Raw genomic sequence first — 23,139 nt, forward strand, 5'->3', positions numbered from 1 at the left:
GCAAATCAGCAATGTCGATTTAGAGAGCCACAGGCTCCACACAGGAGATACCCGATGAGCAAATTTTTGGACCGGTTTCGCTACTTCAAACAGAAGGGTGAAACTTTTGCCGATGGGCACGGCCAGGTTCTGGAGACCAACCGGGACTGGGAAGACGGTTACCGTCAGCGCTGGCAGCATGACAAAGTCGTCCGTTCGACCCACGGCGTGAACTGCACTGGCTCATGTAGCTGGAAGATTTTCGTTAAAAACGGCCTGGTGACATGGGAAATGCAGCAGACCGACTATCCACGTACCCGTCCGGATATGCCAAACCACGAACCTCGTGGCTGCCCGCGTGGTGCAAGCTACTCCTGGTATCTGTACAGCGCCAACCGTCTGAAATACCCTCTGATGCGCAAACGCCTGATGAAAATGTGGCGTGAAGCGAAAGTGCTGCACAGCGATCCGGTTGATGCCTGGGCATCCATTATCGAAGATGCCGACAAAGCAAAAAGCTTTAAGCAGGCGCGCGGTCGCGGTGGCTTTGTTCGTTCTTCCTGGAAAGAGGTCAACGAACTGATTGCTGCCTCTAACGTTTATACCGTCAAAACCTACGGACCGGACCGCGTCGCGGGCTTCTCGCCTATCCCGGCGATGTCGATGGTCTCTTACGCCTCAGGTGCTCGTTATCTGTCGCTTATCGGCGGAACCTGTCTGAGCTTCTACGACTGGTACTGCGACCTGCCGCCAGCCTCTCCGCAGACCTGGGGCGAGCAGACCGACGTGCCGGAATCTGCTGACTGGTACAACTCCAGCTACATTATTGCCTGGGGCTCTAACGTTCCGCAGACCCGTACGCCGGATGCCCACTTCTTCACGGAAGTGCGTTACAAAGGCACCAAAACCGTTGCGGTAACCCCGGACTATGCGGAAATTGCCAAGCTGTGCGACCTGTGGCTGGCACCTAAACAGGGTACCGACTCCGCGATGGCGCTGGCGATGGGCCACGTGATGCTGCGTGAGTTCCACCTCGATAAACCCAGCCAGTACTTTACTGACTATGTCCGTCGCTATACCGACATGCCGATGCTGGTCATGCTGGAAGAGCGTGATGGCTACTATGCAGCGGGCCGCACGCTGCGTGCCGCCGATCTGGTGGATGCGCTGGGTCAGGAAAACAATCCTGAGTGGAAAACGGTCGCCTATAACAATAACGGCGAGCTGGTGGCACCCAACGGCTCTATCGGTTTCCGCTGGGGCGAGAAGGGCAAGTGGAACCTCGAGCAGCGTAACGGTACCACCGGTGAAGAGACTGAACTGCGTCTGAGCATGTTGGGTAGCCAGGACGAAATTGCTGATGTGGGCTTCCCGTACTTCGGCGGCGAAGGGTCCGAGCATTTCAACAAAGTTGAGCTGCAGAACATCCTGATGCATAAGCTGCCGGTCAAACGTCTGCAGCTGGCGGATGGGTCGACGGCGCTGGTGACCACCGTGTATGACCTGACGCTGGCCAACTACGGCCTGGAGCGCGGCCTGAATGATGAAAACTGCGCAACCAGCTACGACGACATCAAAGCGTATACCCCGGCCTGGGCAGAGCAGATCACTGGCGTGCCGCGTGCACACATCACCCGTATCGCCCGTGAATTCGCTGAAAATGCTGACAAGACGCATGGCCGTTCAATGATCATTGTTGGTGCCGGTCTGAACCACTGGTATCACCTTGATATGAACTATCGTGGCCTGATCAACATGCTGATCTTCTGCGGTTGTGTGGGTCAAAGCGGCGGCGGCTGGGCGCACTATGTCGGCCAGGAAAAACTGCGTCCGCAGACGGGCTGGCAGCCACTGGCGTTTGCCCTCGACTGGCAGCGTCCGGCGCGTCATATGAACAGTACGTCTTACTTCTACAACCACTCCAGCCAGTGGCGCTACGAGACGGTAACGGCCCAGGAACTGCTGTCGCCAATGGCGGATAAATCCCGCTACAGCGGCCACCTGATCGACTTTAACGTCCGCGCTGAACGCATGGGCTGGCTGCCGTCTGCACCTCAGTTAGGGACTAACCCGCTGCGCATTGCTGACGAGGCGAAGAAAGCGGGCATGACCCCGGCGGATTACACCGTCAAGGCACTGAAAGAAGGCACCATTCGCTTTGCGGCCGAGCAGCCTGAAAACGGCAAAAACCATCCGCGTAACCTGTTTATCTGGCGCTCTAACCTGCTGGGCTCCTCCGGTAAAGGCCACGAGTACATGCTGAAATATCTGCTGGGTACTGAAAACGGTATTCAGGGGAAAGATCTTGGCAAGCAGGGCGGCGTGAAACCAGAAGAAGTGGAGTGGAAAGACAACGGTCTGGACGGCAAGCTGGATCTGGTTGTGACGCTGGACTTCCGTCTGTCCAGTACCTGCCTGTATTCCGATATCGTGCTGCCAACCGCTACCTGGTATGAAAAAGACGACATGAATACCTCGGATATGCATCCGTTTATTCATCCGCTGTCTGCAGCCGTTGACCCGGCGTGGGAATCCAAAAGCGACTGGGATATCTACAAAGATATCGCGAAGAAATTCTCCGAAGTGTGCGTAGGACATCTGGGCAAAGAGACCGATGTGGTGACCCTGCCGATTCAGCACGACTCTGCAGCCGAACTGGCGCAGCCGCTGGACGTGAAGGACTGGAAAAAAGGCGAGTGCGACCTGATCCCGGGTGTGACTGCGCCGCACATTATTCCCGTTGAACGTGACTACCCGGCAACGTACGAACGCTTTACCTCTATCGGCCCGCTGATGGAAAAAATCGGTAACGGGGGTAAAGGGATTGCGTGGAATACCCAGAGCGAAATGGACCTGCTGCGTAAGCTCAATTACACCAAAGCAGACGGCCCGGCCAAAGGCCAGCCAATGCTGAACACGGCCATTGATGCTGCAGAAATGATCCTGACTCTGGCACCGGAAACCAACGGTCACGTGGCGGTGAAAGCATGGGCGGCACTGAGTGAGTTTACCGGTCGCGATCATACCCATCTGGCGACGAATAAAGAGGAAGAGAAGATCCGCTTCCGCGATATTCAGGCTCAGCCGCGCAAAATTATCTCCAGCCCGACCTGGTCTGGCCTGGAAGATGAACACGTCTCCTACAACGCTGGCTACACCAACGTTCACGAGCTGATCCCATGGCGTACCCTGTCCGGTCGTCAGTCCCTGTATCAGGATCACCAGTGGATGCGCGACTTCGGTGAGAGCCTGCTGGTTTATCGTCCGCCAATCGATACCCGCTCCGTGAAAGCGGTAATGGGTACGAAATCGAACGGTAACCCGGAGAAGGCGCTGAACTTCCTGACGCCGCACCAGAAGTGGGGCATTCACTCCACCTACAGCGACAACCTGCTGATGCTGACGTTGTCCCGCGGTGGCCCGATTGTGTGGATGAGCGAGACGGACGCCAAAGATCTGGGCATTGAAGATAACGACTGGATTGAAGTGTTCAACAGCAACGGTGCGCTGACGGCGCGTGCGGTTGTCAGCCAGCGTGTCCCGGCCGGGATGACCATGATGTACCACGCGCAGGAACGTATCGTTAACCTGCCGGGTTCTGAAATCACCGAGCAGCGCGGCGGCATTCACAACTCCGTGACCCGTATTACGCCAAAACCGACGCACATGATCGGCGGCTATGCGCAGCTGGCCTACGGCTTTAACTACTACGGCACGGTAGGATCTAACCGCGATGAGTTCGTGGTGGTACGTAAGATGAAGAATATTAACTGGTTAGACGGCGAAGGTAATGACCAGGTACAGGAGAGCGTAAAATGAAAATTCGTTCACAAGTCGGCATGGTGCTGAATCTGGATAAATGCATCGGCTGTCATACCTGCTCAGTCACCTGTAAAAACGTCTGGACCAGCCGCGAAGGGATGGAGTACGCGTGGTTCAATAACGTGGAAAGTAAACCCGGCACAGGCTTTCCAATCGACTGGGAAAACCAGGAGAAATGGAAGGGCGGCTGGATCCGTAAAATCAACGGTAAACTGCAGCCGCGCATGGGTAACCGTGCGATGCTGCTCGGTAAAATCTTCGCCAACCCGCATCTGCCGGGCATCGATGATTACTACGAGCCGTTTGATTACGACTACCAGAACCTGCACAACGCGCCGGAAAGCAAACATCAGCCGATCGCACGTCCACGCTCGCTCATTACCGGGCAGCGTATGGATAAGATCACCAGCGGTCCAAACTGGGAAGAGATTCTGGGCGGCGAGTTCGAAAAACGCGCCAAAGACCAGAACTTCGAGAACATGCAGAAGGCGATGTACGGCCAGTTCGAAAACACCTTCATGATGTATCTGCCGCGTCTGTGCGAGCACTGCCTTAACCCGGCGTGCGTGGCGACCTGTCCGAGCGGAGCCATCTATAAGCGTGAAGAAGATGGCATTGTGCTGATCGACCAGGACAAGTGCCGCGGCTGGCGTATGTGTATTACCGGTTGCCCGTACAAAAAAATCTACTTCAACTGGAAGAGCGGCAAGTCTGAGAAGTGCATCTTCTGCTATCCACGTATTGAAGCCGGTATGCCAACCGTCTGCTCTGAGAGCTGCGTGGGCCGTATTCGTTACCTCGGCGTGCTGCTGTACGACGCGGACGCGATTGAAAATGCAGCCAGCACCGAGAACGAGAAAGATCTCTATCAGCGTCAGCTGGACGTTTTCCTTGATCCTAACGATCCGAAAGTGATTGAGCAGGCGCTGAAAGACGGCGTTCCGCAGAGCGTGATTGACGCGGCGCAGCAGTCTCCGGTGTACAAAATGGCGATGGACTGGAAGTTGGCGCTGCCGCTGCATCCGGAATACCGCACGCTGCCGATGGTCTGGTACGTGCCGCCGCTGTCTCCGATCCAGTCTGCTGCGGATGCGGGTGAGCTGGGCAGCAACGGCATTCTGCCAGACGTGGAAAGCCTGCGTATCCCGGTTCAGTATCTGGCAAACCTGTTAACCGCAGGGGATACCCAGCCGGTCCTGCTGGCGCTGAAACGTATGCTGGCGATGCGCCACTTCAAACGCGCTGAAACCGTTGACGGTGTTAACGATACCCGTGCACTGGAAGCGGTAGGTCTGACCGAAGCCCAGGCGCAGGAGATGTACCGTTACCTGGCGATTGCCAATTACGAAGACCGTTTCGTGGTGCCGAGCAGCCACCGTGAACTGGCTCGCGAAGCCTTCCCGGAGAAAAATGGCTGTGGCTTTACCTTTGGCGACGGTTGCCACGGTTCAGACACGAAATTCAATCTCTTCAACAGCCGCCGCATCGATGCCCTGGATGTGACGAGCAAAACGGAGCCGCACCAATGATTGAACTTGTCATTGTTTCGCGTCTGCTCGAGTACCCGGATGCTGCGCTTGCGCAGCATCAGCAGGAGCTCTTTGATGCACTCGCGTCATCTGAAAATCTTGAGAAAGAGGATGCCCAGACACTGGCCGTTTTCCTCCGGGACCTGTTAGCGCGCGATTTACTGGATGCGCAGGCGGATTACAGCCAGCTGTTTGACCGCGGACGCGCGACGTCGCTGCTGCTGTTCGAACATGTTCACGGTGAGTCACGTGACCGCGGTCAGGCGATGGTTGACCTGATGGGACAGTACGAGCAACACGGCCTGCAGCTCGACAGCCGCGAGCTGCCGGACCACCTGCCGCTCTATCTTGAGTATCTGGCGCAGTTGCCTAATGAGGAGGCGCTGGGTGGTCTGCAGGACATCGCGCCGATCCTGGCGCTGCTCGGCGCACGACTTCAGCAGCGCGAGAGCCGTTACGCGGTGCTGTTCGACCTGCTGGTGAAGCTCGCCAACGCATCGGTCGACAGTGAAAAAGTTGCGGAGAAGATCGCCGATGAAGCCCGAGATGATACGCCACAGGCGCTGGATGCGGTCTGGGAGGAAGAGCAGGTGAAATTCATGGCTGACCAGAACTGCGGTGAGTCTGAAATCTCCGCTCACCAACGTCGTTTTGCCGGAGCCGTTGCCCCGCAATATTTGAATATCTCTAACGGAGGACAGCAATAATGCACTTCCTGAATATGTTCTTCTTTGACATTTACCCGTATATCGCGGGCACCGTGTTCCTGGTGGGAAGCTGGCTGCGTTATGACTACGGCCAGTACACCTGGCGTGCTGCCTCCAGCCAGATGCTCGATCGCAAAGGGATGAACCTGGCTTCTAACCTGTTCCACATCGGGATCCTGGGGATTTTTGCGGGTCACTTCCTCGGAATGCTGACGCCGCACTGGATGTATGAGTCATTCCTGCCGATTGAGGTGAAGCAGAAAATGGCGATGATTGCCGGCGGTGCCTGCGGCGTGATGACGCTGGTGGGCGGTTTACTGCTGCTCAAACGCCGTCTGTTCAGCCCGCGCGTTCGCGCGACCACCACCGGCGCGGACATTTTGATTTTGTCCCTGCTGATGGTGCAGTGTGCGCTGGGTCTGCTGACCATTCCGTTCTCGGCTCAGCATATGGATGGCAGCGAAATGATGAAGCTGGTCGGCTGGGCGCAGTCTGTGGTGACTTTCCACGGTGGTGCGTCTGAGCACCTTGACGGTGTGGCGTTTATCTTCCGCGTGCACCTGGTGCTCGGGATGACGCTGTTTGTGCTGTTCCCGTTCTCTCGTCTGGTGCATATCTGGAGTGCACCGGTGGAGTATCTGACGCGCAAATATCAGATTGTTCGCGCCCGTCGCTAATTCACTGAAAACCGACACGGGAGCAGGACGCTCCCGTTAATTTCAGATTGTGTAAAGAAGGGGCTCCTATATTATTAGCGGTTGGATTAGCTAGTGAAGGGAGCACTGGTGTGGGTCAATCAACAGAGCCGGAAATTTCGGCCGCAATAAAAATTATCTCAACAGGCATTGCCTTGCCTGCTGAAAGACTGACATCCAGCGATCTGGATTCGTGGTTAGGAAAACCGCCTGGCTACGTTGAAAAACGGTCCGGTATACTTACCCGCTACCACGCTTCTCACACCGCCAGCCAGGCCGGGCTGGCCGCACAGGCGCTACATAACGCGCTACATGCCGGAACGATATCACCTGCTTCCATAGACCTGTTAATTTGTGCATCGGCTATTGCCATACAAGCGCTTCCCTGCAGTGCGGTTCATATTATCAAGGCGGCGGGTATGCCCGCGGGTTTGGCGGGGTTTGATATTAACAGCAGCTGTGTCAGCTTTATTTCCGCTTTAGAAGTTGCCGCAGGTTTATTGAATACAGGCGCATATCGTCGCATCGCCATTGTTTCAGCTGATTTAGCATCGCGCGGCATTGACTGGAGTCACGAAGAGTCTTCGTTGATTTTCGGTGATGGTGCGGCGTGTGCGATCGTGGAGCGTGGTGACGGCAACAGTGGGATTATCACCAGCCTGATCGAGATGTACCCGGATGGCAGCGAACTCTGTGAAATCCGTGCGGGAGGAACGCGTCGCAACCCAAGAGCAGGCATGAGCGACAGTGATTTTATGTTCCATATGCAGGGTAAGGCGCTGTTCCGGTATGCCTCTTCGCTGATTGATGACTACTTCGCGCGGCTGCTGGGAAAATGTGGTCTGCAACTGTCGGATATCGGTACCGTCATTCCGCATCAGGCCAGCCATCTTTCTCTTGAACACATGCGTAAGCGGCTGGGCGTCCCTGAATCCATCTTAATTGATGTTTACCGTCACTACGGTAACCAGGTGGCCGCCTCCATCCCTACGGCGCTGCATGAAGCGGTAACCCATGGTCGTTTCACGCCGGGAAAACCCGCGATGCTTATTGGTACTGCAGCAGGCCTGACGCTGGCTGGCATGGTACTTATGCCATGAAGATCCTGGTGACAGGGGCAACCAGCGGGCTGGGGCGTAACGCTGTCCACTATTTGCTGGAACGTGGCTTTAGCGTAGTGGCGACGGGCCGTAATCCGGTCGAAGGTGCACATTTAAAGCATGTGGGCGCGACGTTTATCCCACTCGACTTGTCCCTGGCGTCTCTGGACCAATGCGCCAGGCTCATGGAGGGGTGCGATGCCGTGTGGCACTGCGCAGCGAAATCTTCTCCCTGGGGAGGGAGGGACGCTTTCTGGCAGGCTAACGTCATTGCAACACAAAAACTGGCGATGGCTGCGGGCACCGCGGGCATTCCGCGTTTTGTCCACATTTCTACCCCTGCGGTCTACTTCGATTTTCAGCATCACTACGATCTTCCGGAAACCTACCTGGCGAACACATTTTCCAGCCACTACGCCAGCAGCAAACGGGCAGCCGAACGCATCATTGAAGATGCGGTGGCAAGCTTCAGCGCGACTACGTTCATCATTTTGCGCCCGCGTGGGCTTTTCGGTCCCCATGATAAGGTGATCGTTCCTCGCCTGCTGCGTCAGCTCCATCAGGACGGAGGGATACTGCGTCTGCCCAGGGGAGGAGAAGCGCTTCTGGATTTGACCTTCGTACAAAACGTGGTCTTTGCTATGGAACGTGCAACCTTGGGCCAGCCTCTTTATTCCGGCAGCATCTATAACGTGACCAATCACCAGCCGCAGCGGCTGGTTGATATGCTTGACGCGTTGCTGCGTCAGCAGCTGGGGTTACGCTATCAGATCCGGTCAATTCCCTGGCCGGTGGTGTCACTGGCCGCGCGTGGCATGGAATTAGTCGGAAAGTGCATCAATAAGGAACCTCCCGTCACCCGTTACAGTGCGGGAACGGTTTGTTTCGATATGACGCTGAGCGCTAAAAAAGCCGTAGAGGAGTTGGGCTATACCCCTCGCTTTTCAATGGCAGAAGGCATCGCGCTAACGGGAGAATGGCTGAGGACGAATGGCAAAGATTACCGCGTTTGAAACAGGATATTGCACCCATATCGGCTGCATGGCTCTAAAAGGCGCTGGTCTCAGGGTGTGCAAATTTCCCTCTCGAGCCTGGCTCCTGGAGGTCGGTTCACACCGATGGCTATGGGATACCGGCTATTCCTCCTGGTTTGAACACTACACGCGCTCGGGCATTTTTCGCATTTACCGGCAAGTCACGCCGGTTTATTTCGACCCCAAACAGTCCCTGGCTCAACAGCTTTACGCACAAGGCCTGGTCGGGGGCGATATCGATGCGATTATCTTGTCGCACTTCCATGCCGATCACGTCGCAGGGCTACGTGATTTCCCCGATGTTAGCTGTATTTGTTCTGGTGAGGGCTGGCAGCAGGTGAGAGCGCTGAGAGGATTTGCCGCCCTGCGTCAGGCATTTGTGCCAGGACTTTTCCCCTCCGAGTTTGAGTCGTCATTGCGCTTCATTGAAGGTTTCGAAACCCTGAGGCTGCCCGAGGCGCTTGCTCCGTTTGAGCGGGGCTATGTTTTGCCGGACAGTCAGGGCGAAATTATTTTGATCCCGCTTGCAGGCCATGCAGCCGGACACTTCGGCGCATTCGTCCTGACAGAGGACGGCTGGACACTTTTGGCCGCAGATGCGGCATGGTCTCCTGACAATTACCGGGAGATGCGCGGTCCTTCACGGCTTGCCAGTCTGGTGATGTCCGATCCCTCTGCTTATTACCAGACGCTCCGGCAACTCAATCAACTCTGGAAAAACGGTAAAGTGGATATTCGTCTGTGTCATGAGGGCGATTTGTGAACCTCATTATGTTGATGTGGCGCTATTTCTGCACCCGCAGACGGCGTTTTACCGAACGTGAAAAACTGGAGAGATGGCAGGAAAAAAAACTGCATCGCTTCAGGCGGAACGTGTTATCGAAAAGCCCATGGTTTCAACGATTTCTCGCGGTGCCGTTCGGACAGTGGCCGCTGATGGACAAGGCGCTGATGATGACGCATTTCGATGAGATGAACACTGAAGGTCTTAAGCGTGACGCGCTGATGGCCTGCGCGCTGAAAAGTGAACAGAGCCGGGACTTCAGTCCGAAAATAGGCCGATTTAGCGTGGGCCTGTCATCAGGTACTTCCGGCAGACGCGGGTTATTTGTTGTCAGTCCGAAGGAGCAGCAAATTTGGGCTGCAGGTATGCTTGCCAGGGCCTTACCGGACGGTCTTTTTGCCCGGGAACGGGTTGCACTGTTTCTGAGGGCAAATAATAACCTTTACCAGAGTGTGAGCAGCAGCTGGTTGAGCCTGGAATTTTACGATTTACTGGCGCCGTTTCAGCCGCAATTGCGCCATGTAGAACAGTTTTCCCCGACGATCATTGTTGCCCCCGCACAGGTATTACGTGCGCTGGCGCTGGCGGTTCTGGACGGAACGCTGCAGCTGAATGTCAAAAAGGTGATTTCTGTCGCCGAAGTTCTGGAGGAACAGGACAGGGCACTTATCCACCAGGTATTTGGTAGCGTGGGTGAAATCTATCAGGCAACAGAGGGTTTTTTAGCTTCAACCTGTTCTTTTGGGACGTTACATCTGAACGAGGAGTTTATTCACGTCGAGCCCCACTGGCTGGATGAGAAGCGCTTTACGCCTGTTATCACCGATTTCACCCGCAGCACGCAGCCCATCGTCCGTTACCGCCTTGATGACATACTGGTTGCCCGCGAGGCGCGGTGCCCGTGTGGAAGTGCGGCGCGCGCGATTGAGCGTATTGAGGGTCGACAGGACGATCAACTCCTTCTCCCGGATAGCACGGGCAAACCGCAGGTTATTTTTGCCGACCCCTGCAGCCGCGTGCTGGCCGTCACGCTCCCACTTACCGCAGACTATCGCCTGGTACAAACAGAAGCAGAGAGACTGTGTCTTACCGCGGATTGTGACGCAGCAATACTTCCTCACTGCCGCGACGCGCTGAATGAGCTGTTTACGTTACAGGGAATAGACACTTCCCGGCTGGTATGGGTGCTGCAGTCCCGAAGCGTATCACCGAACTTTGACGCAAAACGACGGCGCATAGTCCGTGAATGGGGAAAGGAATGAGTGAGTTTCTGCAACGCCTCAAGCAGATGCTATTGGGGTGGGGGTCGGTCGGGGTCGTTTATTCGCTTTGCGACAGGTTACAGGGTGAAGGTTATCGTTTAACCCCACTACGGGTTGACGCGTTAATTCCCTTTTCGCCTGATGCAGTGTGGCTCTACTTGTCCTTTTTCTTAATTGTCCCGTTGGGATATTTATTAACGCCGTATGACCGAGTGCGGTGGCTTGCCCGGTCCATGCAATTTTCGGCGCTGGGGGCGGGCATCATATATCTGTTATGGCCGACCACCATGGTGTATCCCACGCTGGCAGGAGAGGGTGTTTCTTCCAGAGTATTGGGATGGCTGGTCTCTGTCGATTCCCGTCAAAATTGCTTTCCCTCTTTGCACGCTGCGCTGACGGCACTCGCCGTCTGGGCGATAGCGGCAGGGCGTTTACGCTGGATGACGGTTGCAAGCGTCATCTGGGCGTGTGCTATTGCCTACTCTATCCTTCAGCTGAGAAGACATCTGTTTATTGATTTAATGGCGGGTGTTTTGCTGGCAGGGGCCAGTGTATGGCTGGCAGGGCATCTGGACGTGCGCAGACAAAAATATAAAGGAATACCCGGTGAGTGAACTCCTGTTTCCCGTTCTTTTTATGCTGTTTTTCGTGTGTGCTGAGGCCTGTATTCTTCAGTTCACACGGCGGCAGAATATTGACTGGCTCGATATCATTTTCAATCTCAATTCCGGGCACATTATGCTGTGGTTTTTCCGGTGCCTGGAGGTGCTTTGCTACGGATTTGTGCTGGAACACTTTAGCCTGAATCTTTTTGAGGGATGGTCTGCCGTCGGGGTATGGCTCTTTACATTGTTAGCATGGGACGTTGGTTTCTACTGGCTGCATCGTCTCCATCACCAGCTTCGGCTACTGTGGGCTGTTCACGTTGTTCACCATCAGGGGGAGAACTATAACCTGTCGTTGGGGGTGCGAAATTCCTGGTACTCGTCATTAACGTCAATCCCTTTCTTTTTGGTGTTAGCGCTGGCTGGCGTACCGCTGAGTGTCTTTCTGGCGGTTTCCATCGTGCATTACAGCATTCAGTTTTTTAACCATAACGCATTAACGCCAACGCTGGGATGGCTAGAAAAGGTATTTGTTACCCCGACACATCATCGCGTTCATCACCTTAATAATAAGCGCTATGCCGATACCAACTACGGTGGCACCTTTATTTTCTGGGATAAATTATTCGGTACGTTCTGCGAGATGCCCTCGCAGGAGAAGTTGACCTATGGGGTAAAAGGCAGGAAGCCATCGTTAAACCCGATGCAGGAAAGTAATCTTCCTTTTTTGCAAATGGCAGGTATTTTGAAAACGGTTCGCCTCCGACATCGCCAGTTTGACTGTTCGATATTAATGACAGGTGTCGGGGCTATTCTGTTGTTTGCGCTCGTTCTGGGCTACATCCAGCGCTACGGATACAGCATAGATAACGTGGGTGCTGCGCAGTCCCTGTTGTTTATATTGCTGGCAGCTGGCTCTGTCGCATTGGGTGGGATCAGCGAGGGGCAGCGCTGGGGAGTGATGATGTGGTGTCTGGTCACGCTCTCTTTACCGCTGCTTTTCTTGGGTTATTGGGGCTGGAATCACCTCTATTGGGTTGCAGTTATGGCGGCACTGGGCGCACACGGTATTGCACTCACCTATGGTCTTGGGCGCAGATCAAAAAGGGGGATAAGTGAACCAGTTTAATCCTGACAAGCGGTTGACCTTTCCCGCCGATCCCCCCGGGCTGGTTGCAGCACTTCACAGCGAAACACGCGCGTTGTTAACAGAACGAGGCGATCATCGCTATGCAGATGGCCGAATGCTGGTTAAAACAGTGATGCTGGCTGGCGGCTGTATTGGAAGTTATGCGTTAGCGCTTCATCAGAGTGACCTGCCCCTGTATTTTTCCTGGTATTTTGCCGCCATCGTTTTCGCGATGTTGCTGACCGTGAACGTCGTGCATGATGCGTCTCATAATGCCTTTCTGAAAAGTAAAAAAGCTAACGCGTGGGTAAACCGTATTGTCGCTATCCCTCTCGGCCTGGATCCCGATTGCTGGCGCGTTCGCCATGTCAGATTTCATCATGGATTCACCAACATAGAATGTTACGATCCGGACACCGCAGAAAATGGTCTTATGCGCCAGACGCCCTGGCAGCGCTGGCGCCCCTTTATGCGGGCGCAGCGCTACTACTGGCCGTTGGTCGCCGCATTAACCTTCCCCTGGTATATCTGGATTGTTGACTGGCTCGACAGAGGGGGATATACACCGGTGACGCCTCATCTGGCGCAGCAGGGTATTATCGGCTGGACGTTTTTTTTGACGGGTAAAGCCTTGCACGCAGCGTTCAGCCTCGTGTTACCCATGTGGTTATTGGCCGACAGATTTAGCGCCGGTTCAATTTTGCTGACCTATATGCTCTGTCAGATGATCTCTTCTCTGATATTCGTCATGCTCGTCATCGGGACGCACTGGGCAAAGGGCAGCGCTCAGCTCCCCCCTGACGGGGGCAAAATGGCTCAAGGCAGGCTTTCCCATACCTTTGCAACGACCTTTGACTGGTCGACACGGCCCGCGTTCATGGGTTACTGGCTGGGTGGCCTCAATCTTCATCTGACTCACCATCTTTTCCCGCACTGGAGTCATCGCCATTATCCTCAGTTGAGCCGAATCATCGAGGATGTCGCCGCGCGAGAAGGGCTGGATTATCGTCGACTCACCCTCGCCGATTTAATGTCTCTCCAGCAGCGTTTTCTCAGGCGCATGGGTGAACGCCCTGAGCGACACGGAGAATGGCCGTGAAGATTATGGTAACCGGAGCATCGGGTTTCATTGGCGGGGCTTTTATCCGGCGTTTTGCCAATACTGACGGCGTTTCGCTGTGCGGCGTCGGGCGCCGTGAACATGTCGAGTTGCCCGCATCAGTTGAGTATTACGCACTTGAGTTAGACCAGCTTCATACGCTTGATGTCGTACCCGATGTGGTTATTCACGCGGCAGGAAGGACTTCGCCCTGGGGTAGTGAGCACGATTATTACCGGGATAACGTTGAGACGACCCGGCATGTTATCGATTTTTGCCGTCATCGTGGCTTTCCACGACTCATATTTATTTCAAGCGCGGCGGTTTATTACCGTTTTGCACACCAGCCAGGACTGCGTGAATGTGATGCTATCGGCCCCGAATTTAGCAGCCAATATGGGCGCACAAAACGTCAGGCAGAGTGCCTTGTTGAGACGTATCAGGGTGAGAAAACCATTTTTCGCCCTTGTGCCGTATTTGGTGAGGGCGATCGCTTGCTCTTACCGCCTCTGTTGGCTGCGGCTAAAAAAGGAAAGCTGCCCACTATCCTTAGCCGCGGTGTAAAAGTGCAGGCCGACATTATGCACGTCGATGTGCTAGGGGATTACCTGATGCGTGCCGTGAAACGCAGTCATCTCCGCCCGTGTTATAACATCTCCGCCAGTCAATCTGTCGAAATCCATCGGCTGTTATGTGACGTCTTGCAGCAGTTGGGTTTGCCTCAACCGCATAAAACCGTGCGCCTGGGAACTGCGATGTGTTTTGCTGGCATACTTGAGAGGCTGTGGCACTGGCTGCCGTTGCCGGGAGAACCGCCGATTACCCGTTTTGGCGTTGCCGTCTTTGGCTACACTAACACCCTGAATGTTACGCGTATGCTGGATGACTTTGGTCCACCATCAATGGATTTTGACGTCAGCCTGCGTACGTTTTTACAACAACTCAAGGAAGAGCGCCTGTGTTAATTATCGCAATAGCATGGCTGGCCATTCTGCTTTTCAAAGTCTGTATCACGCAGAAAATGCTTACAGCCACAAGGGATAACATCTCTCGCTCTTTCAGCGACATTACGGTCATGCAACCCATACTCAGCGGTGATCCTGCGTTAGAGACGGTGTTGGCCGCGAGTCTTCAAAATTTGCCTGGCGCAACGTTTCTTTGGCTGACTGACGTGGACGACGCGGAGGCCGCGAGGGTAACGCAGCGGTTGCAGGCGCGTTACCCTCAGAGCGCTATTCATATCTGCGCATACCCTGAAGCGCCGGAAGGGATAAATCCAAAGTTATATAAGCTTGAGCAAGGAAGAAAGCAGGTTAAGACCCTGACGGTCCTGATTTTAGATGACGATGCGGTACTGACGGCGACATCGCTGAACACGATGCTTGCCGCGCTTGATGATCATTCGCTTGTCACCGCGCTACCCTGGTATGTGGCTACCGACAACTTACCGTCGCGACTGCTGGCACAATTTGTTAATGATAACTCAGCGCTGACGTATCTGCCGTTGCTGCCTTTTGTCAGACCGTTAACGCTAAATGGCATGTGCTACCTGTTACCTTTACGTGTGCTGGAAAGCGTGGGGGGATTTTCGCCCATCCTTCGACATCTGACCGATGATCTCGCGCTGGCAACGCTTCTTACTCAGCAAGGGGTAAGCATCGTACAGTCTGTCGCGCCTGTGAGCGTACAAACCAGCGTACCTGACGTCAGACGGTATTTTCGTCAGATGCACCGCTGGTTTTTGTTCGCCACATTGTTGATGCGTGAGAAGCCTGCTGGTACGAATCTGGCAATCTTTCTTCTTCAGGGTTTACATCCGTTACTGCTTTGGGCAATGGTGGTGCTCGCATTCAGTGGGGGGATAAATTGCGTGTTACTGGCGGTGGTCCTTCTCGTTCGCCACGTTGCCTTGCGCCGTATACAGCGCTTAGTGTCAGAGACTATTTCCGCAAGGCCGGTGATGTCGGTGTTATCAGAGCTGTTGCAGCCTGTGCATTTAATTCATGCCTTGTTCAACCGGAATATCCACTGGCGTTCACGTCGCTATCGCGTTTTCAGTAATGACCGCTTCAGCTCATTGTGACCGGCATGCGACTTAACATCGCTTTTATCACGGGAAGAAGCCGTCCCGGCAACCTTGCGCTCAGCCCGGTGCAGAGTTTGTTCCTCCAGTCTTTGCTGACGGAGGGGGCCATGCCTGTCACTGAAAATTTCCCCTGGATACCTCAAACCCAGCCATGGTGTGATACGGGTTTATTGCGTGCAAGTTGCAGCAATGCGCGGGACTACCTCACTTCTCGCAGGGCAGCGTTTGCCGAGCGCTATCGAAACATTGCGATCGCGTTGCTGGAATCGGCGGATCACACGCTGTTACTTTCCGGAAGCTGTGGACTGGAACTCTTTAATAATCTTCACCTGCCGTCCTCAGTCCTGTCTCGCGTGAGTATTTTTGCTTACGGCCCCGTGGCTCGTCAGCGTCCTGACTGCCATCATCTTTTGGTTCAGGGGCAGCAAGACTGGATTTCTCGCCTTTGGTTTCACCAGGCGGACGAGCGCATACCCTGCGGTCATATGGACTATCTCTCGCAGCCGGAGCTGGTCTGTTTATGTCAGCGATTTATAAATCAAATACGGAAATAGAGTCTGATATGCAACGCTTGTTTGATCTGATTCCTGACAACGTCACGCGAATTGATTTGTTGGCCCCGCCATTTTCCGGACATTTGCATCCCGTGCTGGCAATGGGGAGGGCGCTTTCAGCGCATTATCAGGTCCGGATTATCAGTACTCGCGGTGCCAGCGCGCGGATTGCGGCGTCCGGACTGCAAGGGCTCATTCTTGACGGCGATTTCGATACACCGTTAGTGTCTATCGCCAATCCAAAATATGCCGTAAAGACGCATCCTGTGAGGCTTTATCGTCAGTTTCGTTCAGTCGTAGGCCTGCTTAAGGGTTTTGCTGACGAACTGGAGAGGGCGTGGCATCGGGAAGGCGTGCCGGATTTGGCCATCGCCGACTTTACACTTCCCGTCGTGGGGCCTGTCTGTACCCGGATGAATGTTCTCTGGTGGAGTAGCTTGCCGTCGCCCTGCGTTCTTGAAGCACCGGACGGCCCACCCGCTTATTGTGGTGGGCTGATGCCGGCCATCACCGCGTGGGAACGGATAAGCCACCTGCTCCACAGGAAAAAAGTCAGGTTGTTCAAGAGTCTTGTTTTCTGGTTTTTTCGCGGTGTGATTCGTCAGACGGGCATAACCCGGCTATATCGGCCTGACGGCAGTGAAACGGCATATTCACCCTTGCGCATTCTTGCTCTGGGCGAAAAAGAGATGGAATTTGAGCGGACCTGGCCTGAATCGGTAGCCTTTATTGGACCTGCGCTGTACACACCGCCTGCAGATGGAGAGAAACCGACCTTCATTGAAGGAAAGCGGCATGTCCTGATTACGCTGGGTACACATCTGGACTGGCATAAAGATGACGTAGCGAAAGCGGCAACAGCTCTGGCGAAAACGATGCCAGACTGGGTGTTCCATTTCACGGATGGCAGCCTGGAAAGTGCGGAATGTGAGCGGGCAGGGAATTTCTTACGTATGCATTGGGTTGATTATGATGCCTGGTTATCTCGTTACGATGCCGTGATACACCACGGCGGGGCGGGGATTATGTGGCACTGTATTCAAAAAGGGATCCCGGCCCTGGTGTACCCGGTTGACTACGATCAGTTCGATCATGCCGCCCGGGTCGAGTTTTTCAGCAAAGGTATCTGGCTGCGCGGCGGACTCAGGCAACTTGAACAGGCTCGTGAACAACTCCTCACGTTAATCCGCAAGGATTAGCCTGTTCGCCCCCGTCGCTAATGTGCTGATTTGATCCCAACCCCGCACTCGCGGGGTTTTTTCTCGCCCCAGCCCAGGTTATTACCTGCCGCCGCAAACAGTATCAATGCACCACCTGCCAGTTGCGTAATATTCAGCGAGTGTCCGAACACCACGTTATCGACAATTATGGCCACCACGGGATAGATAAAAGACAGAGAACCGGTAACGGGCGTCGGGAGCTTTTGGATCGCACTATACAGCAACTGATACATGATCCCGGTATGGACGACACCTAACGTCAGTAAAATCGGCCAGGGGAAATCAGCTGAAAATGCCGGCTGGTGGGCTAAGGGCAACAGCATGACCACGCCGGTCAGTACCTGAATAAAGGCGATATGCTGGGGCGCAACTGATTTAAGTCTGCGGGCGATTATGGCTGTCAGTGCGTAGAAGAAAGCGGCCCCCATCGCCAGACCGATTCCTGCGAGCCAGCCTTTGCCCTGTGCGCCATTCAGCTCACTGGAGAGCAGGATGATCACGCCGCCAAAGGCGAGAACGAGCCAACCCCATTTCACCAGGCTCACGCGTTCACCTAAAAACATCCCCATCAACACCAGCATAAACGGCTGAGTGTTATAAACCACGGTAGAAAGGCCGATTGAAATACGTTCATAAGCCGCGAATAGCAGCAACCAGTTCACCACTAACGCAACACCGCCCAGAATTGCCAGCAACAGCGTGACACGGGTGAGCGGACTAAATGGTTTTCGACTTATTCGGATGAAAATAAAAAGGGCCATCGCCCCGATCAGGCATCGCCAGAAAACCACTTCCGTCACCGGCAGGCCGGAAAGCAGAACAAACGCGCCAATCGAGCCGGAAATTAACATCGCCAGGCTCATCTGCCAGACGCCTTTTTGTACATCACCCATTATTCACCTCCTGATTAATGACGATATTGTCGAATACCGCTGTCGGGAATAACATGGCTGATATAAGGTGAAAGACAGTGATGACTTTTTTAAATTAGGTAAAAACGATGGAAAACCTTCTCGATGACATCGATCGCCAAATCCTGGCCTGTCTGGTTGAGGATGCGCGCATGTCGCTAAAGGTACTCAGCGGACGTATTGGACTGACATCTCCCAGTACAGCAGAGCGTCTGAAAAGACTGGAAGAGCGTGGGGTGATTGAAGGGTATGGCGCGCGCGTCAATCTGACGGCGTTGGGGTATACGTTGCAGGCGCTGGTGCGGGTTCGTCCTTTACCGGGGTTGCTGCAAAAAGTAGATAAGTACATTCAGGCTATGCCGGAATGTATTGAGAGCGATAAAGTCACCGGTGAAGACTGCTTTGTTATCAGGCTGGTCGTGCGGTCGATTGAGCAACTGGATGCGTTGCTTGATGGTCTGGCGGAACATGCTCAGTGTAATACGTCGATCGTGAAAAGTTCACCGGTGAAGCGCCGGTTGCCACCAATGTGATCGTCTGTTGCTATGCATGACACATCGTTTGAAATACATCACTGGATTGGCTTTGAGATGATGGTGGTGGGGGAAGGATTCGAACCTTCGAAGTCGATGACGGCAGATTTACAGTCTGCTCCCTTTGGCCGCTCGGGAACCCCACCAGGGGTAATTCAAATTTTGAGGTAATGCTGAGAGATGGTGGTGGGGGAAGGATTCGAACCTTCGAAGTCGATGACGGCAGATTTACAGTCTGCTCCCTTTGGCCGCTCGGGAACCCCACCACGGGGTAATGCTATTTACTGGCCTGCTTCCTGCTGGAAGCGGGGCGCATCATATCAAATGAGACGCCCCTGTAAAGCGTTACCACAATAAAAATAAACTGGTTGCCTGAATTTTACGCGTTAAGCTGTAAAGCTAACCAGTTCATTTTCTTGTCGATTAAAGAATAATCGTTCTGTTACCGTAAACGAACACACGTTGCGCAAGCACCTGATAGAGCGCACGACTGAGTACGTTCTTCTCTACGTCACGCCCGGCGCGCATCATATCTTCTGCGGTATAGGTGTGATCCACGTGAATCACGTCCTGCATAATGATTGGGCCTTCGTCCAGGTTGTCATTCACGTAGTGCGCGGTGGCGCCGATGATTTTCACACCGCGTTCGTACGCCTGGTGATAAGGACGTGCACCGATAAAGGCTGGCAGGAATGAGTGATGGATGTTGATGATCTTGTTCGGGAAACGCGCCACGAAGGATGGGGTCAGCACACGCATGTATTTCGCCAGTACCACGTAATCCGGGTTATGCGCTTCGATAGCATTGGCCATCAGGTTGTCATGTTCTTCACGGGTATGGCCTTCATGGCTGACCAGCTCAAACGGAATATCAAAACGTTCAACCAGCGTGCGCAGCGTCTCGTGGTTACCGATAACGGCAGCGATTTCAACATCGAGGCCACCGTAGTTTGCTTTCATCAACAGATCGCCAAGACAGTGGGCTTCTTTCGTCACAAGAATAACAACGCGACGACGGCCAGCGGGTGTCAGTTCACGCACTGAGCCTTCAGGCAGCGCGCTGTCGAGATCGGCAAGCAGGGTGGTGTCGTTGAAAATCCCTTCGAGTTCGGTACGCATAAAGAAGCGTCCGGTACGGTGGTCAACGAACTCGTTGTTCTGCACGATATTCAGTTCATGCTTATAACAAATGTTGGTAATTCGTGCGATCAGCCCTTTTTGATCGGGACAGATGGTGCGCAGAACTTTACGTTGTAGTGATTGCATCGCCGGGAAATCCTGTTTGAGTATTTGCGAAGTCTGGGTTGTCAGGCATTACTGCCCGCAACACTTTTTAAATTTTTTACCTGAACCACAAGGGCAGGGATCGTTACGACCAAACTGTGGGCGCGTTCCGTCAATATAATACCATTGCCCGCTTTCCTTTAAGAACCGGGAACGTTCGATAATGGCACCGGGCTTATTGCGTTCGATAAAGCGGGCAACGAAGCTGACATAACCTTCATCAGCATCACTTCCCGTTGACGATTCATAGACGGTAAGGCCGAGCCATTGGGTATTAGCAAACCCGGCTTCAATATCCTGTCTGAAATCGGCAGCGTGGCAGGATGGGTGCCAGGTTTTAATCAGGTAGTCTGCGTCTTTGATCACAAAAGCAGTATACCGTGAACGCATGAGGTGTGACGGGTCTGGTGCAACCTGATCGCCAGACAGATATCGCTGGCAACATAGGCTATACTCCAGAGCGCTACCACAAGGGCAGAGTTGAGACACGATTCTCTTCCTGGAACAAAAAATAAGGGCGTTAAACGCTTCGGGTAGCACCATGTTAACTGAGCAGTTGCGTTGATGCTATGTCAGGAATCCAGGGGACGTAAAACAGGGCTAATGAGAAAGGTTAAAATTGGACTGGCGCTGGGCTCAGGTGCAGCCCGGGGATGGTCGCACATCGGCGTGATAAATGCCTTAAAGCAGATGGGCATTGACGTTGATATTGTTGCAGGGTGTTCAATCGGATCGCTTGTGGGGTCCGCATACGCGTGTGGAAAGCTTCCGGAACTTGAAACCTGGGTACGCTCCTTCAGTTACTGGGACGTATTGCGCCTGATGGATCTCTCGTGGCAGCGCGGTGGGTTGCTGCGCGGTGAACGGGTCTTTAACCAGTTCCGTCAGATTATGCCTCTCGATGACTTCAGTCATTGTCAGTTACCCTTCGGTGCCGTTGCGACGAACCTCAGTACCGGCCGCGAACTCTGGCTTACCGAAGGGGATATCCATCTTGCCGTTCGCGCGTCCTGCAGCATGCCGGGCTTAATGGCCCCTGTTCCGCACAACGGTTACTGGCTTGTCGACGGAGGCGTCGTTAACCCGGTCCCCATTTCCCTGACCCGCGCTATGGGTGCCGATATCGTTATTGCTGTGGATTTACAGCACGACGCTCATCTGATGCAACAAGACCTGATGCCAGTCAATCTTCAGAGTGAAGATGCCGAGGGCGAAAAACTGGCCTGGCATGAGCGTCTGCGCGGACGTCTCGGGCGGATGGCCGCCCGGCGTGCGGTAACTGCACCCACGGCGATTGAAATTATGACGACCTCAATCCAGGTCCTGGAGAACCGCCTCAAGCGCAACCGCATGGCTGGCGACCCGCCGGATATTCTGCTTCAGCCGTATTGTCCGCAAATTTCTACCCTTGATTTCCATCGGGCTGAGGCCGCCATCGCAGCGGGCTCGTTAGCCGTCGAAAAGAAAATAGATGAGTTGCTGCCTTTTGTGCGAACAGCACGTTAAGCACCTTTTTTTGACTACTTCAGCAAAATCTGACAGGCGACAGTGCCGATAGCATGCCACTATGTAGTTACTGTCAGCCAGGGGAGGAACCATGACGAAGCCATTGGCCGGAAAACACATTTTGATTGTTGAAGACGAGCCCGTTTTCCGATCGCTACTGGATTCGTGGTTATCATCACTGGGGGCAAACACTTCACTGGCTGACGATGGCATCGACGCGCTGGAAAAAATGGTCAATATCACGCCTGATCTGATGATTTGTGACCTTGAGATGCCACGGATGAATGGACTGAAGCTGGTCGAACATCTGCGCAATGAAGCCAACCAGATGCCGATACTGGTGATTTCCGCCACAGAGAACATGGCGGATATAGCCAAAGCCTTGCGTCTGGGGGTTCAGGATATTCTGCTTAAACCGGTTAAAGATCTTAACCGACTTCGTGAAACCGTCTTAGCCTGTCTTTATCCCAATATGTTTAATTCCCGGGTTGAGGAAGAGGAACGCCTTTTCCAGGACTGGGACGCCTTAGTGAGTAATCCCCCTGCGGCGGCGAAACTGTTGCAAGAACTTCAACCGCCGGTACAACAAAATATTTCTCACTGTCGTGTGAATTATCGCCAGCTGGTGGCCGCTGACCAGCCAGGGCTGGTGCTCGATATTGCGCCATTATCGGATTCAGACCTTGCATTTTATTGTCTTGATGTCACCCGGGCAGGGGATAATGGTGTATTAGCCGCGTTATTACTTCGTGCGCTATTTAACGGGTTGCTGCAGGAACAACTCTCCCATCAGGGACAGCGGCTTCCCGAGTTAGGCAGTTTACTCAAACAGGTAAACCAGCTTTTCCGTCAGGCCAATTTACCCGGACAGTTTCCGCTGTTGGTAGGTTATTACCACAGCGGTTTGAAAAATCTTATCCTCGTTTCCGCGGGGCTTAATGCCTCGCTGAATACCGGGGAACATCATATTCAGGTCAGTAACGGTGTCCCGCTTGGAACATTGGGTACGGCTTATCTTAATCAAATTAGCCATCGCTGTTCCTCCTGGCAGTGCCAAATTTGGGGTGCCGGGGGACGGCTACGCTTAATGTTGTCCACGGAATAAGCAGTTGGATCTTAATTTTAAGATTGCTTTACCTGTGATTTACGGGGAGTGCTACTATCGCTGCCCGGAATCATGCGTATTTGTCCTAATTGATCGGCAACGCGTTCTTTTCAGACCCGGACTGCGGGATGAGGCTGATATACTTAACGCGTTATTTATTGCATAAAAGTTCAAAACTTGAACAGCTCAGGAGAA

21 protein-coding genes and 2 tRNA genes are annotated in these 23,139 nt (G+C 53.9%); 18 read left to right on the plus strand and 5 right to left on the minus strand.

Going from position 1 to position 23,139, the window contains the following annotated elements:
• Positions 1-54 precede the first annotated feature (54 nt).
• The 15 genes from L466_RS11355 (at position 55) to L466_RS11290 (ending at position 17,584) form a co-directional block, all read left to right on the plus strand.
• A complete protein-coding gene (locus L466_RS11355; RefSeq protein ID WP_032680833.1) occupies positions 55-3,798 on the plus strand; it encodes a nitrate reductase subunit alpha in 3,744 nt (1,247 codons plus the stop codon).
• On the plus strand, positions 3,795-5,330 hold the full coding sequence (gene narH, locus L466_RS11350) for a nitrate reductase subunit beta (protein WP_032680835.1): 1,536 nt from the start codon (positions 3,795-3,797) through the stop codon (positions 5,328-5,330). Before L466_RS11355 ends, narH begins: the two co-directional genes overlap by 4 nt.
• Entirely contained in the window at positions 5,327-6,037 is a 711-nt protein-coding gene (gene narJ, locus L466_RS11345; RefSeq protein WP_032680836.1) for a nitrate reductase molybdenum cofactor assembly chaperone, read from the plus strand. The genes narH and narJ overlap by 4 nt, the downstream gene beginning before the upstream one ends.
• Positions 6,037-6,714, plus strand: coding sequence for a respiratory nitrate reductase subunit gamma (narI, locus tag L466_RS11340; protein WP_014170469.1), 678 nt, complete (start codon positions 6,037-6,039; stop codon positions 6,712-6,714). The genes narJ and narI overlap by 1 nt, the downstream gene beginning before the upstream one ends.
• Positions 6,715-6,824: 110 nt before the next feature.
• On the plus strand, positions 6,825-7,832 hold the full coding sequence (locus L466_RS11335; protein ID WP_050594872.1) for a 3-oxoacyl-[acyl-carrier-protein] synthase III C-terminal domain-containing protein: 1,008 nt from the start codon (positions 6,825-6,827) through the stop codon (positions 7,830-7,832).
• Positions 7,829-8,845, plus strand: a complete 1,017-nt coding sequence (locus L466_RS11330) for an NAD-dependent epimerase/dehydratase family protein (RefSeq protein ID WP_032680837.1) — start codon at positions 7,829-7,831, stop codon at positions 8,843-8,845. The genes L466_RS11335 and L466_RS11330 overlap by 4 nt, the downstream gene beginning before the upstream one ends.
• Entirely contained in the window at positions 8,823-9,629 is an 807-nt protein-coding gene (locus L466_RS11325) for an MBL fold metallo-hydrolase (protein WP_032680838.1), read from the plus strand. The genes L466_RS11330 and L466_RS11325 overlap by 23 nt, the downstream gene beginning before the upstream one ends.
• A gap of 8 nt (positions 9,630-9,637) precedes the next feature.
• Positions 9,638-10,912 carry a F390 synthetase-related protein gene (locus L466_RS11320; protein WP_032681988.1) on the plus strand — a complete coding sequence of 425 codons (1,275 nt, stop codon included), beginning with the start codon at positions 9,638-9,640 and terminating at the stop codon, positions 10,910-10,912.
• A complete protein-coding gene (locus L466_RS11315; protein WP_032680839.1) occupies positions 10,909-11,526 on the plus strand; it encodes a phosphatase PAP2 family protein in 618 nt (205 codons plus the stop codon). The genes L466_RS11320 and L466_RS11315 overlap by 4 nt, the downstream gene beginning before the upstream one ends.
• Positions 11,519-12,646, plus strand: coding sequence for a sterol desaturase family protein (locus L466_RS11310; protein WP_032680841.1), 1,128 nt, complete (start codon positions 11,519-11,521; stop codon positions 12,644-12,646). The genes L466_RS11315 and L466_RS11310 overlap by 8 nt, the downstream gene beginning before the upstream one ends.
• Positions 12,633-13,745 (plus strand): fatty acid desaturase family protein, encoded by a 1,113-nt coding sequence (locus L466_RS11305; RefSeq protein ID WP_032680842.1) that lies wholly within the window; start codon positions 12,633-12,635, stop codon positions 13,743-13,745. Before L466_RS11310 ends, L466_RS11305 begins: the two co-directional genes overlap by 14 nt.
• Entirely contained in the window at positions 13,736-14,710 is a 975-nt protein-coding gene (locus L466_RS11300; RefSeq protein WP_032680844.1) for an NAD-dependent epimerase/dehydratase family protein, read from the plus strand. The genes L466_RS11305 and L466_RS11300 overlap by 10 nt, the downstream gene beginning before the upstream one ends.
• A complete protein-coding gene (locus tag L466_RS11295) occupies positions 14,704-15,828 on the plus strand; it encodes a glycosyltransferase (RefSeq protein ID WP_032680845.1) in 1,125 nt (374 codons plus the stop codon). The genes L466_RS11300 and L466_RS11295 overlap by 7 nt, the downstream gene beginning before the upstream one ends.
• Complete coding sequence (locus L466_RS23140) at positions 15,825-16,385, plus strand: hypothetical protein (protein ID WP_104440056.1); 561 nt, start codon at positions 15,825-15,827, stop codon at positions 16,383-16,385. The genes L466_RS11295 and L466_RS23140 overlap by 4 nt, the downstream gene beginning before the upstream one ends.
• Before the next feature lie 8 nt (positions 16,386-16,393).
• Positions 16,394-17,584, plus strand: coding sequence for a nucleotide disphospho-sugar-binding domain-containing protein (locus tag L466_RS11290; RefSeq protein WP_032681989.1), 1,191 nt, complete (start codon positions 16,394-16,396; stop codon positions 17,582-17,584).
• A 17-nt stretch (positions 17,585-17,601) separates the two neighbouring features.
• On the opposite strand, the gene L466_RS11285 is transcribed toward L466_RS11290, so the two are convergent.
• Entirely contained in the window at positions 17,602-18,498 is an 897-nt protein-coding gene (locus L466_RS11285) for a DMT family transporter (RefSeq protein WP_032680846.1), read from the minus strand.
• 107 nt (positions 18,499-18,605) lie between these two features.
• On the opposite strand from L466_RS11285, the gene L466_RS11280 reads away from it, so the two are divergent.
• Positions 18,606-19,049, plus strand: a complete 444-nt coding sequence (locus tag L466_RS11280; protein ID WP_014170457.1) for an Lrp/AsnC family transcriptional regulator — start codon at positions 18,606-18,608, stop codon at positions 19,047-19,049.
• 61 nt (positions 19,050-19,110) lie between these two features.
• Here L466_RS11280 and L466_RS11275 read toward each other — a convergent pair.
• From L466_RS11275 to L466_RS11260, 4 genes are all read right to left on the minus strand, one after another.
• A tRNA-Tyr gene (locus L466_RS11275) sits at positions 19,111-19,195 on the minus strand.
• Between the two features lie 35 nt (positions 19,196-19,230).
• A tRNA-Tyr gene (locus L466_RS11270) sits at positions 19,231-19,315 on the minus strand.
• Between the two features lie 157 nt (positions 19,316-19,472).
• A complete protein-coding gene (gene purU, locus L466_RS11265; RefSeq protein ID WP_014170456.1) occupies positions 19,473-20,315 on the minus strand; it encodes a formyltetrahydrofolate deformylase in 843 nt (280 codons plus the stop codon).
• Between the two features lie 48 nt (positions 20,316-20,363).
• Entirely contained in the window at positions 20,364-20,822 is a 459-nt protein-coding gene (locus L466_RS11260) for a YchJ family protein (RefSeq protein ID WP_025203926.1), read from the minus strand.
• A 114-nt stretch (positions 20,823-20,936) separates the two neighbouring features.
• Between L466_RS11260 and rssA the strand changes: the two genes are divergently transcribed.
• Positions 20,937-21,839 carry a patatin-like phospholipase RssA gene (rssA, locus tag L466_RS11255; protein WP_032669742.1) on the plus strand — a complete coding sequence of 301 codons (903 nt, stop codon included), beginning with the start codon at positions 20,937-20,939 and terminating at the stop codon, positions 21,837-21,839.
• 91 nt (positions 21,840-21,930) lie between these two features.
• Positions 21,931-22,944 (plus strand): two-component system response regulator RssB, encoded by a 1,014-nt coding sequence (gene rssB, locus L466_RS11250; RefSeq protein ID WP_014170453.1) that lies wholly within the window; start codon positions 21,931-21,933, stop codon positions 22,942-22,944.
• Positions 22,945-23,139 lie beyond the last annotated feature (195 nt).

It is taken from the genome of Enterobacter sp. BIDMC 30, from assembly GCF_000534355.1.
Taxonomy (GTDB): Bacteria; Pseudomonadota; Gammaproteobacteria; order Enterobacterales; family Enterobacteriaceae; genus Enterobacter; species Enterobacter ludwigii.

What these genes read in the sequence shown, in the direction of transcription:
- L466_RS11355 (WP_032680833.1), top strand. Translation starts at nt 55, where the DNA reads ATGAGCAAATTTTTGGACCGGTTTCGCTACTTCAAACAGAAGGGTGAA.
- narH (WP_032680835.1), top strand. Translation starts at nt 3,795, where the DNA reads ATGAAAATTCGTTCACAAGTCGGCATGGTGCTGAATCTGGATAAATGC.
- narJ (WP_032680836.1), top strand. Translation starts at nt 5,327, where the DNA reads ATGATTGAACTTGTCATTGTTTCGCGTCTGCTCGAGTACCCGGATGCT.
- narI (WP_014170469.1), top strand. Translation starts at nt 6,037, where the DNA reads ATGCACTTCCTGAATATGTTCTTCTTTGACATTTACCCGTATATCGCG.
- L466_RS11330 (WP_032680837.1), top strand. Translation starts at nt 7,829, where the DNA reads ATGAAGATCCTGGTGACAGGGGCAACCAGCGGGCTGGGGCGTAACGCT.
- L466_RS11325 (WP_032680838.1), top strand. Translation starts at nt 8,823, where the DNA reads ATGGCAAAGATTACCGCGTTTGAAACAGGATATTGCACCCATATCGGC.
- L466_RS11320 (WP_032681988.1), top strand. Translation starts at nt 9,638, where the DNA reads ATGTTGATGTGGCGCTATTTCTGCACCCGCAGACGGCGTTTTACCGAA.
- L466_RS11315 (WP_032680839.1), top strand. Translation starts at nt 10,909, where the DNA reads ATGAGTGAGTTTCTGCAACGCCTCAAGCAGATGCTATTGGGGTGGGGG.
- L466_RS11300 (WP_032680844.1), top strand. Translation starts at nt 13,736, where the DNA reads ATGGCCGTGAAGATTATGGTAACCGGAGCATCGGGTTTCATTGGCGGG.
- L466_RS11290 (WP_032681989.1), top strand. Translation starts at nt 16,394, where the DNA reads ATGCAACGCTTGTTTGATCTGATTCCTGACAACGTCACGCGAATTGAT.
- L466_RS11285 (WP_032680846.1), bottom strand. Translation starts at nt 18,498, where the DNA reads ATGGGTGATGTACAAAAAGGCGTCTGGCAGATGAGCCTGGCGATGTTA.
- L466_RS11280 (WP_014170457.1), top strand. Translation starts at nt 18,606, where the DNA reads ATGGAAAACCTTCTCGATGACATCGATCGCCAAATCCTGGCCTGTCTG.
- purU (WP_014170456.1), bottom strand. Translation starts at nt 20,315, where the DNA reads ATGCAATCACTACAACGTAAAGTTCTGCGCACCATCTGTCCCGATCAA.
- rssA (WP_032669742.1), top strand. Translation starts at nt 20,937, where the DNA reads ATGAGAAAGGTTAAAATTGGACTGGCGCTGGGCTCAGGTGCAGCCCGG.
- rssB (WP_014170453.1), top strand. Translation starts at nt 21,931, where the DNA reads ATGACGAAGCCATTGGCCGGAAAACACATTTTGATTGTTGAAGACGAG.